General features: G+C 46.1%; 11 protein-coding genes. 8 read left to right on the top strand and 3 right to left on the bottom strand.

Going from position 1 to position 13325, the window contains the following annotated elements; all coding sequences use genetic code 11:
* Positions 1 to 130: 130 nt before the first annotated feature.
* From ACO1R6_RS09645 to ACO1R6_RS09635, 3 genes are all read left to right on the top strand, one after another.
* Positions 131 to 3655 (top strand): molybdopterin-dependent oxidoreductase, encoded by a 3525-nt coding sequence (locus ACO1R6_RS09645; RefSeq protein WP_486264262.1) that lies wholly within the window; start codon positions 131 to 133, stop codon positions 3653 to 3655.
* A gap of 295 nt (positions 3656 to 3950) precedes the next feature.
* Positions 3951 to 5408 carry a rubredoxin gene (locus ACO1R6_RS09640; protein WP_486264260.1) on the top strand — a complete coding sequence of 486 codons (1458 nt, stop codon included), beginning with the start codon at positions 3951 to 3953 and terminating at the stop codon, positions 5406 to 5408.
* Positions 5409 to 5616: 208 nt separating this feature from the next.
* Positions 5617 to 6915: a molybdopterin molybdotransferase MoeA gene (locus ACO1R6_RS09635; RefSeq protein WP_486264258.1), complete on the top strand. Its 1299-nt coding sequence runs from the start codon at positions 5617 to 5619 to the stop codon at positions 6913 to 6915.
* 22 nt (positions 6916 to 6937) lie between these two features.
* Here the strand turns inward: ACO1R6_RS09635 and ACO1R6_RS09630 are convergent, their stop codons facing one another.
* Positions 6938 to 7264, bottom strand: coding sequence for a DUF7009 family protein (locus ACO1R6_RS09630; RefSeq protein ID WP_486264256.1), 327 nt, complete (start codon positions 7262 to 7264; stop codon positions 6938 to 6940).
* 271 nt (positions 7265 to 7535) lie between these two features.
* On the opposite strand from ACO1R6_RS09630, the gene ACO1R6_RS09625 reads away from it, so the two are divergent.
* From ACO1R6_RS09625 to ACO1R6_RS09615, 3 genes are all read left to right on the top strand, one after another.
* Positions 7536 to 8471 carry a Nif3-like dinuclear metal center hexameric protein gene (locus ACO1R6_RS09625; RefSeq protein WP_486264255.1) on the top strand — a complete coding sequence of 312 codons (936 nt, stop codon included), beginning with the start codon at positions 7536 to 7538 and terminating at the stop codon, positions 8469 to 8471.
* Between the two features lie 99 nt (positions 8472 to 8570).
* On the top strand, positions 8571 to 9005 hold the full coding sequence (gene moaC, locus ACO1R6_RS09620; protein WP_486264263.1) for a cyclic pyranopterin monophosphate synthase MoaC: 435 nt from the start codon (positions 8571 to 8573) through the stop codon (positions 9003 to 9005).
* Positions 8986 to 10170, top strand: coding sequence for an NTP transferase domain-containing protein (locus ACO1R6_RS09615; RefSeq protein ID WP_486264253.1), 1185 nt, complete (start codon positions 8986 to 8988; stop codon positions 10168 to 10170). Before moaC ends, ACO1R6_RS09615 begins: the two co-directional genes overlap by 20 nt.
* A gap of 7 nt (positions 10171 to 10177) precedes the next feature.
* Here the strand turns inward: ACO1R6_RS09615 and ACO1R6_RS09610 are convergent, their stop codons facing one another.
* Together ACO1R6_RS09610 and ACO1R6_RS09605 are read right to left on the bottom strand one after the other, a co-directional pair.
* Positions 10178 to 10588: a molybdenum cofactor biosynthesis protein MoaE gene (locus ACO1R6_RS09610; protein WP_486264251.1), complete on the bottom strand. Its 411-nt coding sequence runs from the start codon at positions 10586 to 10588 to the stop codon at positions 10178 to 10180.
* A gap of 92 nt (positions 10589 to 10680) precedes the next feature.
* Positions 10681 to 10923, bottom strand: a complete 243-nt coding sequence (locus ACO1R6_RS09605; RefSeq protein ID WP_486264250.1) for a MoaD/ThiS family protein — start codon at positions 10921 to 10923, stop codon at positions 10681 to 10683.
* 126 nt (positions 10924 to 11049) lie between these two features.
* Here ACO1R6_RS09605 and moaA point away from each other — a divergent pair, with 126 nt between their 5' ends.
* Both moaA and ACO1R6_RS09595 read left to right on the top strand, forming a co-directional pair.
* A complete protein-coding gene (gene moaA / locus ACO1R6_RS09600; RefSeq protein WP_486264249.1) occupies positions 11050 to 12039 on the top strand; it encodes a GTP 3',8-cyclase MoaA in 990 nt (329 codons plus the stop codon).
* A gap of 552 nt (positions 12040 to 12591) precedes the next feature.
* Positions 12592 to 13325 (top strand): carboxypeptidase-like regulatory domain-containing protein (locus ACO1R6_RS09595; protein ID WP_486264248.1); only part of this gene is annotated, 734 nt, incomplete at its 3' end.

Below are 13325 nucleotides of genomic sequence, written 5' to 3'. Positions count from 1 at the left end.
GCCGCGCGGCCGGGAGCTAACTTAGGAAGTAGCCAACCTTTAGCACCTGTACATTGAAAGATGAAATCTTTCAAAAGATTAACCAACAGAATATTATTAGCCTTAACAAGCTAAAAAGCTTACAACCAAAATGAAAAAGAGCAAAGAAAAAAGCTTTAAAACCACGTGTTCTTACTGCGGAGTAGGGTGCGGCATTATCGTGCAGCAGGATGCCAAAGGTAAAATCCGGGTAGAAGGTGACCCCGAGCACCCCACCAACAAAGGCATGCTTTGCTCCAAAGGCTTAAACTTACATTATGTAGCTTCCGATTACTCCGACCGGCTGTTGTACCCCGAAATGCGTTGGGCCAAAAATCAGCCGCGGCAAAGGGTAAACTGGGACACGGCCCTGGACCGGGCAGCGGCAGTATTCAAATCTATTATTGCCAAATACGGCCCCGATGCAGTGGGCTTTTATGCTTCTGGCCAGTGCTTAACCGAAGAATATTACGTTGCCAATAAACTGGTAAAAGGCTTTCTGGGTACGAACAACATCGATACCAACTCGCGCTTGTGCATGAGCTCAGCGGTAGTAGGGTATAAAATGGCCCTCGGCGAAGATGCCGTACCCACCTGCTACGACGATATTGAATTAGCTGATTGCTTTTTGATTGCCGGCGCCAATCCGGCCTGGTGCCATCCCATTGTATTCCGGCGCATCGAAAAACACAAAGAAGAAAACCCGGATGTTAAAATTGTGGTGGTAGACCCCCGCCGCACCCAAACCTGCGCCCTGGCTGACTTACACCTGCAAATTAACCCCGGCACTGATATTGTGCTGTACCATGCCATCGCGCGGCACCTGATATATGAAAATTTTATTGATGAAGCCTTTATCGCGCAGCATACTGATGGTTTCGAAAAATTCAGAGCGTTTGTGCTGCAGAATTCACTAGAGGAAGCGGCCATAATCTGTGACGTTTCGGTAGCTGATATTAAGTTAGCCGCTACCTACATTGGTCAAGCCAAAGGCTTTATTTCCATGTGGGCTATGGGCTTGAACCAGAGCGTGATTGGGGTTGATAAAAATTTAGCTTTACTAAACTTGTCGCTGATTACCGGGCACATTGGCAAGCCCGGGTCCGGCCCTTTTTCCTTAACTGGTCAGCCCAACGCTATGGGTGGACGCGAAGTAGGAGGTATGGCCAACCTGCTTTCGGCGCACCGCGATTTAGCCAACCCGGTGCACCGCCAGGAAGTAGCTGATTACTGGGGTGTACCGGATGTACCGGCACAACCAGGCCTGACGGCTACCCAATTATTCGAAGGCCTGCGCGACGACAAAGTAAAAGCCGTTTGGATTATTTGTACCAACCCGTTGGTGAGCTTACCGGATGCCGGCATGGTAGAAGCCGCTTTAAAGAAAGCCCGTTTTGTGGTGGTGCAGGATATTTCGGGCCGCTCCGATACCTTACAATACGCCGACCTGGTATTACCGGCGGCCGGCTGGCTGGAGAAAGAAGGGACCATGACCAATTCGGAGCGCCGCATCAGTTACCTCAATGCCGTATTGCCCCCGCCCGGCGAAGCCCTGCCGGATGTTGAAATATTATGCCGCTTTGCCCAGAAAATGCAGTTCCCGGGTTTTGATTACAAAAGCGTAGGCGATATTTACGAAGAGCATGCCGGCTTAACCAAAGGTACCAATATTGATGTGAGCGGCTTAACCTATGATATCTTAAAAGAAAAACAAACCATTCAGTGGCCGGTACCAGTCAGCGGCAATGCTGGCACACCACGTTTGTTTCAGGATAAAAAGTTTTATACCCCTAACCAGCGGGCCCAGATTCATACACCGGCCAGCGTGGTTAATCAGTCCGAACCATTAACCGGGGAGTTTCCTTTGGTGCTCACCACCGGCCGTATCCGCGACCAGTGGCATACCATGACCAAAACCGGTAAGGTTAACAAACTAAACCAGCACCTGAGCAAACCTTTCATCGAAATAAACCCGATTGATGCAGCCTTGCGCGGCATTAATGACGGTGATACCGTAGAAATTATTAGTGCCCGGGGTACGGTTTGTGTAAATGCGGTATTAACCACCGATATCAAAACCGGTGTGGTTTTCCTGCCGATGCACTGGGGCAAAATATTAAACCGCGACTTTGGCCGGACGAATAACCTCACTAATAATTTAGTAGACCCTAAATCGAAAGAACCAGATTTCAAATTCTCGGCGGTACAGGTACAGAAGTACGAAAAGCCTTTCGAGAAGATGGTGGTTATTGGGGCAGGGGCAGCCGCGTACCGGTTAATTAATACGTACCGGGAGAAAAACCGCCGCGACGAAATTCACGTGTTTTCGCAGGAAGAATATCCGTTTTATAACCGGGTATTATTACCGGAGTACCTAAACGGGCATTTGGACTGGCAGCAACTCGAAAAATTTAAAGCCGGCGAACTAGCTAAACTGGACGTGCATCTGCACCAGGCCACCGGCATAGCCGCCATTAACCGCGAAGAAAAAACGGTTAAGGATACCAAAGGCCAGGAACATACATACGATAAATTAATAATTGCCACCGGCAGCCGGGCCTTTGTTCCCAAAGATGTGCCGATGAATTTGCCGGGCATCTTTACTATGCGTAACCGCGGCGATGCCGACCGCCTGAAGACTTTCCTGAACTACGAAGGCCACGTGGTAATCGTAGGGGGCGGTTTGCTGGGTCTGGAACTGGCGGCTTCGTTGAGCGAAATAGACATCAACGTTACCATTGTGCAATTAAGCTCCCGCCTCATGGAGCGGCAACTCGACCAGATTTCCGGCGATTTGCTCCGGGAGTATGTAGAAGAATTGGGCATTCAGGTATATTTTAACGACCAGGTGCAAACCATTTTCCCGAACAAAAATGAGCCCGGTCTGGTGGTAAATTTAAAAAGCGGCAAAACCATAACCTGTAATGCTGCGGTGTACGCCATCGGCACCCGCCCGAATATGGAGTTAGCCTTGGAAGCCAGGCTCCAGTGCGGCCGGGGCGTGGTAGTAAACGAATATTTACAGACCAGCGACCCGGCTATTTTTGCCATGGGTGAGGTAGCCGAGTTTAACGGGGTAGTAAACGGAATTACAATGGCCGCCGAAGCCCAGGCCGATGTTGCCGCCCGTTTCCTGACCGGCGACCAGAGTAGCTACTATTCCGGTTCCATCTTCATGAATATTCTAAAACTGTCGGGTCAGGATTTATGCTCCTTAGGTATGGTTGAAGTGCCGGATAATAACCCGGAATACGAAGAAGTAATTTTCACCGACAAAGCCAAGCGTTACTACAAGAAGTGTATTATTCACCAGGATCGCCTGGTGGGTGCCATTTTAATGGGGGATAAAAGCGAGTTTGCCGAGTTTAAAACCCTTATTGAAAACAAGCTGGAGCTATCCGAAAAGCGGATGGAATTGCTTCGCTCGGGCAAGGCCGCCGCCCCGGTGTTGGGTAAGCTGGTTTGCTCCTGCAACAACGTAGGCGAAGGCAACCTTACCAATATGATAAAAGGCGGCTGCACCGAATTCCGCCAGCTCTGTCAGCAATCCGGCGCTGGCATGGGCTGCGGTAGCTGCAAACCGGAAGTGAAGAATATTCTGGAAAATATGATTTCAATGGATGCGGTGGTAGTGTGAAATTTACCACCCCTAGCCCCTCCTAAAATAGGCGGGGAACCCGGCTAATACCAAGCTTAGGTCTAACTCATGTATTAGCCCCAAACTCCTTCCCTAGTTTAGGGAAGGTGCCCGGAGGGCGGAAGGGTAAAAAAATTATTGATAACTACTGTGCTGTCGCGAGCGTCCCGCTCGTGACGCTTTCATCCGGCCTCTGGCCGCTAGCATATAATTAAATAGATTATCGGCCAGAGGCCTAATAAAAAATAGACACGAGGCGGAGCCTCGCGCCAGCAGTAAGTAGAAATTAAAAGGTATGGAGAAGAATGATTTAATTCGGGTATTTGCCAGAGGCGGCGTCGTATCGCCCGGCGACATGAAAAGAATTCTGGAAACGGCCGAAGACTTTGGCAACGAAAATATTCATTTCGGCTCCCGCCAAGATATTTTATTCCCGGTTAATATCCGCAGCAAAACTATTCTGGACCATACTTTCCAAGCTATCCGGACTGAGTACGATTTTGACGGGAATAATTACCAAAATATTGTGAGCTCGTATGTGGCCGCCGATATGTTGCCCAATATCAGTTGGCTGCATTCCGATACCTACCTCTATATCCTCGATGATTTTGAGCAGTACCGCACCAAGCTTAAGATAAATATTGCCGATCCGCGCCAAACCTTAGTGCCGTTGTTTACCGGCAACCTGAACTTTGTCGCTTCTAAACAGGATAACTACTGGTACCTTTATCTGAGTTTACCCGAACTGGGCGATGAACTGGTACTGTGGCCGGCTTTGGTTTTTACTTTTGATGTGGTGCGCACTGTGAAGGCGTTGGAAGAAGTATATTTGGCGCAACCGAATTTGCCCGTTAACGAATTATTCTCACAGGCCAACGCGTGCATGAAAGCAAATAATCGGCCGTTGGATGGTGGGTTAGAGCTCTCAAAAACGCCGTTCCCATCGTACGAAGGCATGAACAAAATGGCCGGGGATAAATACTGGCTGGGGCTTTACTGGCGCAACAACTGCTATACCATTAAGTTTCTGAAAGCTTTATGCGATTTATGCGTCGAAACCAATATTGGTAAAATCAGCATTACGCCCTGGAAATCATTTATTATAAAAGGTATTGCGGAAAAAGATAAAATTAAGTACGAAAAGCTGCTGGGGAAACACGGCATCAACATGCGGCACTCGTCGCTGGAACTGAACTGGCACTTACCGGTCCTCGACGAAGAAGCTTTGCAGTTAAAACGCTACCTGGTAAGAACTTTCGACCAGAACGATATCAGCACCGAAGGCTTAACCTTTGCCGTGAAAACCGTACCGATGGTATTATTTACGGTCATAGTAATCGAGAAGAATCCGGTTTCGCAGTACGCCGATAAATACGATTTACTGGATACCTACAACGTACTGTATTGTCAGGACTTCAACCCGAATAAACGCCAGTATATTACCTTTGCCAAGGATGTGCTGAAAGAAGATTTAGCGCCTTTGCTGATGGAATTGAGTTGCCTGTATTACGAGCAGCTTAACTACGAGCCGGAAGTAAAATTGCCGAAGCCCATTGTGGAAAGCAAACCCCAGCCAGACCTGCACCAGTGCCCGCATTGCCTCACGGTGTATGACCCTGTTTTTGGTGACGGGGCTATTCCGCCCGGTGTACCATTTGCCGATTTACCAGCTGAATACACCTGTTCGCTTTGTGATGCACCCAAAAGTGAGTTCCGACTTATGGCCGCAAATTCAAGCGAAATAGCCGCTTAGGTTTATCTCAACCAACATCAGCCCACGAATGGCACAAGTCTTAAGCACAGCGAGACTTGTGCCATTACATGCAGGTAAGTTTTCAGAATTACTGAAATAAAATTATATTTTCGGCCAGTCAGAAGACTGGTTTGTACTTAAAGACACCAGTGACGCTTCGCTTAACTCTGGCGCCAGCATAAGTTCAACCTTAGCGCCAACGCAATGGTTGGAAAACCAGATTCAGCATACTTATTTAGAAGGCTCTTTTTCTACCCGAAATAAAATTTGTAGGTTTGGCACTCGTTTGCAAGATATGATTACTGTTGCCGAAGCCACCCGCATAATCCAGGAAAATACTTTAACCTTACCTGTCACCGAAGTTGCTTTAACCGAGGCAAACGGCCGGGTTCTAGGGGAGCCCATTTATGCCGACCGGGATTTTCCGCCTTTTTACCGGGTAACCATGGATGGTATTGCCATTCAGTTCCGTAGTTTCCAAGCCGGAGAAGATACGTTTCGGATTGAAGGGGTGCAATTAGCCGGAGCCCCGCCCACGGCTTTACGGCAAACTGATAATTGCCTGGAAGTAATGACCGGGGCAATATTGCCGCCAAATACGGATACGGTGATTAGATACGAGGACCTGAAAATATTTGAACGAAACGGCGTCCGCTATGCCCACGTTTTTGCGGCGCCAAAAGGCCGGATGCAGAATGTACACCAGCAAGGTTCCGACCGCCGGGCTTCTGATTTGCTAATATCCGGTGGTACTTTGTTATCGCCGGCTGAAATTGCCGTGATTGCCACGGTTGGTAAAACCAAAGTGCAGGTTACCCAAACGCCGCAGGTGGCTATTATATCTACCGGCGACGAACTGGTAGCTGTATCAGAAGTGCCGCTGCCGCACCAAATCCGCCAATCGAACAGTTATATGCTACAGGCGGCACTGCAGGAACAAGGGGTAAGCGCCGAGCGTTTTCACCTACGCGACGATAAAGCGGCTTTGTTAACAGAGGTTAAAGCTTTGTTGTCCCGGTATGACGTATTATTGCTAAGTGGCGGGGTTTCGAAAGGGAAAGCTGATTTTGTGCCGGAGGTGCTGGCAGAATTAGGCGTACAAAAGCTTTTTCATGAAGTGGCACAACGGCCCGGCAAACCCTTCTGGTTTGGCCGCATCCCCAATGGGCCGGTAGTGTTTGCTTTGCCGGGTAACCCGGTTTCTACGTTTGTTTGCTTTTACAAATATGTACAGCCGTGGGTACGAGCTAGTTTAGGAACAGCTGCCGCCACTATGCCTAAAGCAATTTTACAGGATGAGGTTGTTTTTAAACCCAACCTGACCTACTTTTTACCGGTAAGACTGGGGATAGGTACCAGCGGTATGTTTACGGCAAAGCCCGTAACTACTGGTGGCTCCGGCGATTTTGCCGGTCTGCTCTATGCCGATGGCTTTTTAGAATTACCCCAGCACCAAAACTATTTCCGGGCCGGAGAGGTGTATCCGTTCTTTAGTTTCCGGAAGTAAGTACCAGTATAAGTTCACTGGCTTAATGAAAACAATCCAGGTCTTTTTCGACCAGAATTCTTAAACCCTTTGGCGTGCCGTTATCTATAAAGCCTGCAAAGCCATTTTGCTCGGAGTTGGCCCAGTTAATGGCGGTTGTTTCGGGTACATGTACAGTAACCTCGTTTGGGTTAAAAGTAACCTGTAAATTACTGCATTCGGGCGTTTTTAAGAGAACGTAGCGTAGCTTTTGTGCTGCCGTTGGACCAAAGGCTATTGCCTCCTCTACCTGGCCGGTTTCTCTGAACTGGTCCAACTCGGCTTCGGAAACCCGCATGCGCAAACTGTTACCCTGAATTCTTAATTTCATAAGGTGCTGTAAATATTTTAGGTTATCCGCCAATGTTGCAGTACCTGTTCGTAAATTTAAATACAATTTATTAAGAAGCTGAACGCTCTTCAGAAATGAAGCATTTTGTAAGTTGATAAATTCATAATATTTAATGCCTTTTAAGTGGGCAATATGGCCTAAGCACATTTTTAGGTCTGTTATAAAAGAAAATTGCCTGTTTTTATTTTAAACTTACGATTTTAGAGGTTCCTGTACCCTGATTCAAAAATTAATTAAAGCTGCTATGCCAATGAGCCGTTTCAAAAAGCTTAATAAAGCCTTTAACCAACCCGGAAGAAGAAGATTCCTAACTTCCGTAAGTAAAACCATTGGTGCTTCCGTGCTGCTGGCCACGCCGGTGGTTACATTGGCCGAGGGCTTATTGCAGGAAAAACAAACTTTTACGGTAAGGCAGATAATAGATTTGTTTTTGAAAGAAGTGCCAAATGCTCCTTTTGATAAAACCGTAGATACTCTAAAATCTGGCAGTTTAGATACCAAAGTTACCGGTATTGTAACCACCATGTTTGCTACTTTAGAGGTCATTCAAAAAGCAATTAGTTTAGGAGCTAACTTTATTATTGCGCACGAGCCTACCTATTATAACCACCTCGACGAAACCACCTGGCTGGAACAGGACGATGTATACCAGTATAAAGCCGATTTGCTGAAAAAACATAATATTGCGGTTTGGCGGAACCACGATTATATTCATAGCCACAAGCCCGATGGCGTACAAACCGGCTTGGTAGTTGCTTTGGGTTGGCAGAAATATTACAACCCGGAAGTGCGTAATCGTTTTGTAATTCCGGCCATTACCTTAAAAGCCTTAATTGCCCATGCCAAAGAAAAGTTGGGCATCCAAACTGTCCGGTACATTGGTGACCTGTCGCAATCGTGCAGCCGTATATTACTTATGCCGGGTGCTGCCGGTGGCAGAAGGCATATTGAGGAAATGATAAAAGAAAGACCAGATGTAATTATGGTAGGGGAAGCGCAGGAGTGGGAAACGGTAGAGTACGTGCGGGATGCCCGGGCCAAAGGGCATAAATTAGCTTTGGTATTATTGGGCCACGCCGTAAGTGAAGAGCCCGGGGCCGAATGGATAGTAGCCTGGTTAAAGCCAAAAATACCTGGCATTAAAATAACCCATGTGCCCTCCCGTAACCCGCTAAGCTTCATTTAAGAAAAATATTGGCTTACCAAAAACTTAAACAGTTTATAACCTGACGTGAAAGAAGGAGAAAAATCATTGTCGCATTTGGATGCGAGCAACAACCCCGCCATGGTAGATGTAAGTGCCAAAACTGAAACCAAACGGGTAGCACAAGCCCAAAGCATTGTGGTGCTGGGCGAAGAAATTATGCAACATCTTACCAATGGCGATATCCAGACGAAAAAAGGTCCGGTATTTCAAACCGCCATTATTGCCGGTACCATGGGCGCGAAAAAAACGGCCGACCTGATTCCGTTGTGCCACCCGTTGGGCTTGGAAAGCTGCAAATTTAATATTCGGGTAAACGAAGCGAACGAGGTAGTAATTGACTGCACGGCCAGCATTACCGGCAAAACCGGCGTCGAAATGGAGGCTTTAACCGGTGCCACCGTGGCGGCCTTAACCATTTACGATATGTGCAAAGCTTTCTCGCACGATATTGTAATTAAAGAAACTAAACTCATGACCAAAACCGGAGGGAAAAGTGACTTTGAACGAAAATAAAAAACCGCACCAGAAACATACCAATTTAGCAAGGCCTAACCTGGGGCACTTTGGCCGGGTAGAGCTGGCCATTTTGGGCACCCCTTGCGGCAATATTAAAAAGCTAGCCTTTGCGGTTACCCAAGCTTTAGCGGATAAGCTAAAAGTAGCTTACGTAGATGCCGACCATAAAAGCGCCGATGCGGAAGCCCAAAATGGAACAGATTTAAGTACGGCTTTGGCCCATGGCGCCTCCCTGGAATATACCGATAAAATTACTTTCCACCGGTTTGACTATAAAGTTGCCCCGAATGATTTCGAAAGAAAAGCTTTGTTTCGGGAAGCGGATATAGTATTGGTAAACGGCAACCATTTTCTAGCCCAATCCCAGGTAATCGTAATTGATCCGGCCAAGCCCCTGGAGAAAAAGCTGGATAAACTCACCAATGTGCAGTTGATTTTACTGGCCGAGGGTGTAACCGAAGTGCCGGCTTATATTCAGAACCACGTGCCAGATTTTGCCCAGGTGCCGGTTTTACCGCTTAACAATATTCAGGATATTACTTCTTTTGTTGAAGCTTTTTACCAGACAGGAATTCCGCCTTTGCACGGCTTGGTGCTGGCGGGCGGTAAGAGTACCCGGATGCAGCAGGATAAGAGTTTGTTGCAATACCACGGCTTGGACCAGCGCACGCACGTGCACCAGTTGTTAAGTAAATATTGTGCCGAAACTTACGTGTCGTGTAATGCTGCTCAAGTTTCAGAAGTAGAAGGAAAGCTACCCTATTTAGAAGACAAGTTCCTGAACCTTGGCCCTAAAGGCGGCATTCTAACAGCATTACAATTCAATCCTAATGCAGCCTGGTTGGCCATGGCCTGTGATTTACCTTTTTTAAGTGCCGATACTTTGGCCTACCTGGTGAAACACCGCGATTCAACTAAAATGGCAACGGCTTTCTACGATTCAGATAATAAATTTCCGGAGCCTTTGCTCACCATTTGGGAACCCCGCAGTTATGCCCGATTGCTGGAGTTTTTAAGTTTAGGTTATTCCTGCCCGCGCAAGGCCTTAATTAACTCTGATGTGAAGCTATTAACTATTCCGGATGTGGCAGAACTACGCAACGTAAACGACCCGGTGGCTTACGAAAGAACAGTGCAGGAGTTAGAAAGAGGAGGAGAGTAGATATTACCTACGGATGCGCTGCCACCCATACGTCGCCATCCTCAAACTTTTCTTTTTTCCAGATGGGTACAATTTGCTTGAGGGTATCAATAATATATTCGCAAGCTTCGAAAGAAGCTTTGCGGTGCGGAGTAGAAACGGCAATTACCACGGCGGCTTCGCCAATTTGTAAGGAGCCTTTCCGGTGCACAATGGCTACTTTCTGAATGGGCCAGCGGGCCGCAGCCTGATCTGCAATTTCCTGCATTTTTTTTACAGCCATAGAATCGTAAGCTTCAAAATCAAGCTGCATAACTGGCTTGGCCTGCGTCTGGTTACGAACGGTACCAATAAATACATTGATGGCTCCGGCACCATCGGCCTGGACTGCATCTATTACGGCTTGGGTATTTATTGGGTCTTCGGTTATGGCAATCATAGTTTTAGATTATTTGCGGTTCGATATTCGACTATTCGATGGGCTTTCAAATTTAACAATCGAAAATCCAACAATATAAATATTGCATAATATCACCCCCCACAAACTGGCGGAATCAAGGCAATTTCGTCGTGCGCTGATAAAGTTTGTTCAGGCGTAGCATAATCATCGTTTACCGCAATCATCAGCGAAGTGAGTTTTTGTAGGGCTGGATACTCTGCTTTAAGGGCGTTTAGTAACTGATTAACATTGGCTGTTTCGTTTAACTGGTAATTCAGTTTAGAAGCCCCAATTATTTCTTTTGTTATGCCAAATAAAGCTATTTTAACCTGCATATCTAATAAAACCTCGATTATGATACAATTTATCTAATTTTAAGTTAACTTGTGCTATATAAATGTCAGAAGCCTGAACTTAAGTTCCACCTCGGGAGTTTTGGGGAGGAGAAGCAAATGCAAAACATGATAGTTGATAATCACGGTCGGGTTTTAGATTACGTACGGTTGGCGGTAACCGATCGGTGCAACCTGCGCTGTTTTTATTGTATGCCCGAGGAAGGCATAGACTATCTGCCCAAGAAAAATCTGCTTACTTACGAAGAAATGGAGCGGATGCTGCGGGTTTTGGCCGGAATGGGTATTCGCAAGGTCCGGATTACCGGTGGCGAACCTTTTTTGCGTAAAGATCTTATGTTGTTCTTACGCCGGGTAAAAGCCATTCCGGGTATAGAAGAAATACACATTACTACCAATGGTGTACTCACGGCGCCTTATATTCCGGAGCTAAAAGAACTGGGAGTTAAATCTATAAACCTAAGCCTGGACTCTTTAGATCAGGAACGTTTTTTTAAAATTACCCGTCGCGATGAACTGGCCCGGGTAATGGAAACTTTTCATGCTTTACTGCAACACGATATAAAAGTTAAAATAAACGCCGTGGTAATGGAAGGACAGAATACCCAGGATATTGTGCCGCTGGCCCAACTTACTGAGCAATACCCGGTATCGGTGCGTTTTATTGAAGAAATGCCTTTTAACGGAGGAGGTAATACGCAACCGGTGCTTAACTGGCATTTTATGCGAATTTTAGACGAACTACAAGCGGCTTTCCCGGGTATTTATAAAATTTCGGATGCGCCTAACGCCACGGCCAACCATTATGCTATTCCGGGCTATGCCGGTAATATTGGAATTATTGCTGCTTTCACGCGTACTTTCTGTGGTACTTGTAACCGCATTCGGGTAACGGCTCAGGGCGGACTTAAAACTTGCCTTTATGGTACCGATGTGTTCAATATCCGGGATTTACTACGTAGCGGTGCCACCGGCCAAACTTTAGTTCAGTTGCTTGCCCAGGCTTTTGGTAACCGCACCAAAGATGGTTTCGAAGCCGAAGAATCCCGCCAGTTATTATTGCCGGTTTTTGAATCGATGTCGACTATAGGCGGATAGAGCGCTGGTTAATTTTAGTTCTGCTCATTTAATTGCTCTTCCCTGAGTTTATCCGGAAAATGCCTCATTTTATTCTTAAATTTTTTCTATTATGCTAGAAACTGGCGTTAGTCAGAACACCTACAACCATTTTTTGATCGCCATCTCCTTGTATTTCTTCTGCCCCGGCATATTAGAGTCTTTATAACTTATTTATTTAGTATTATTTATAGGCTTTTTGGCAAATCTAAATTGATTTAATGGTTTGGTAAGCGATTAATTAATCCGAATAATTGAAAAAAATAAAAAAATAGACAACTATAAAGCTAATATTTAGAAAAAATTTAATTTCTGGTTTTAAATCTAATAATCAGAAACTTTTCTAATTTTACACCACCAGCTACACCCAAAAGATTTATTTAATATAAAATTAAGAAAAACTCCTTTCCCCATTTAGGAGCAAAGCCAGTTGGAACCTTTTCGAAGCAGAATAATTGATTAACCTGGCCATAAAGTTTTATTTCTAAAGTAGTCGAATTCTCTTTTTATGTTTAATTTTTTTCCTGTTAACCTATGCAAATAAAATTACGATTTTTATTTATGGGGCTGGCTTTTCTGCTGATGCAGGTTAGTTATGCTCAAACCAAAACCATAACCGGAAAGGTTACCAGTGCCGAGGAAAAAGGACCCTTACCAGGTGTTAGTATATTGGTAAAAGGTACCCAACGCGGTACCCATACCGATCTGAATGGAGAATATTCCATTGAAGCTGCCCCGGCCGATGTGCTGGTTTTTACTTTTATAGGAATGACTACCACCGAACGAATTGTAGGCAACAATGCCTCCATAAACGTTGCCTTAGCCCCTGATGCCAAAAGCCTGAACGAAGTAGTAGTAACCGCTTTGGGTATCAAACAAGAGAAAAAGGCACTTGCTTATACGATAACCGAAGTAAAAGGAGCCGATGTGGCGCAAACCCAGCGGGAAAACTTTATTAACGGCTTAGCCGGCCGGGTAGCCGGCGTAGAGGTGAATGCTACCTCTGGTTTGCCGGGCGCTTCTTCTTCCATCACGATTAGGGGGGTAAGTTCTTTGAGTGGTAGTAACCAACCTTTATTTGTGGTAGATGGCCTGCCTATTAGCAACAACAGTTTTAGTACCGCCAATTTTGCCGGCGGCAATGCTTTGGAAAACCGGGGCGTAGATTACGGTAACCGGGCAGCAGATATTAACCCGGAAGATATTGAGAGTATGACTATTCTGAAAGGACCGGAAGCTTCGGCCTTGTACGGAATTGATGCGGCCTC

The sequence above is a fragment of the Adhaeribacter sp. genome, assembly GCF_057359045.1.
This window is presented reverse-complemented; position numbering and strand designations above follow the sequence as displayed.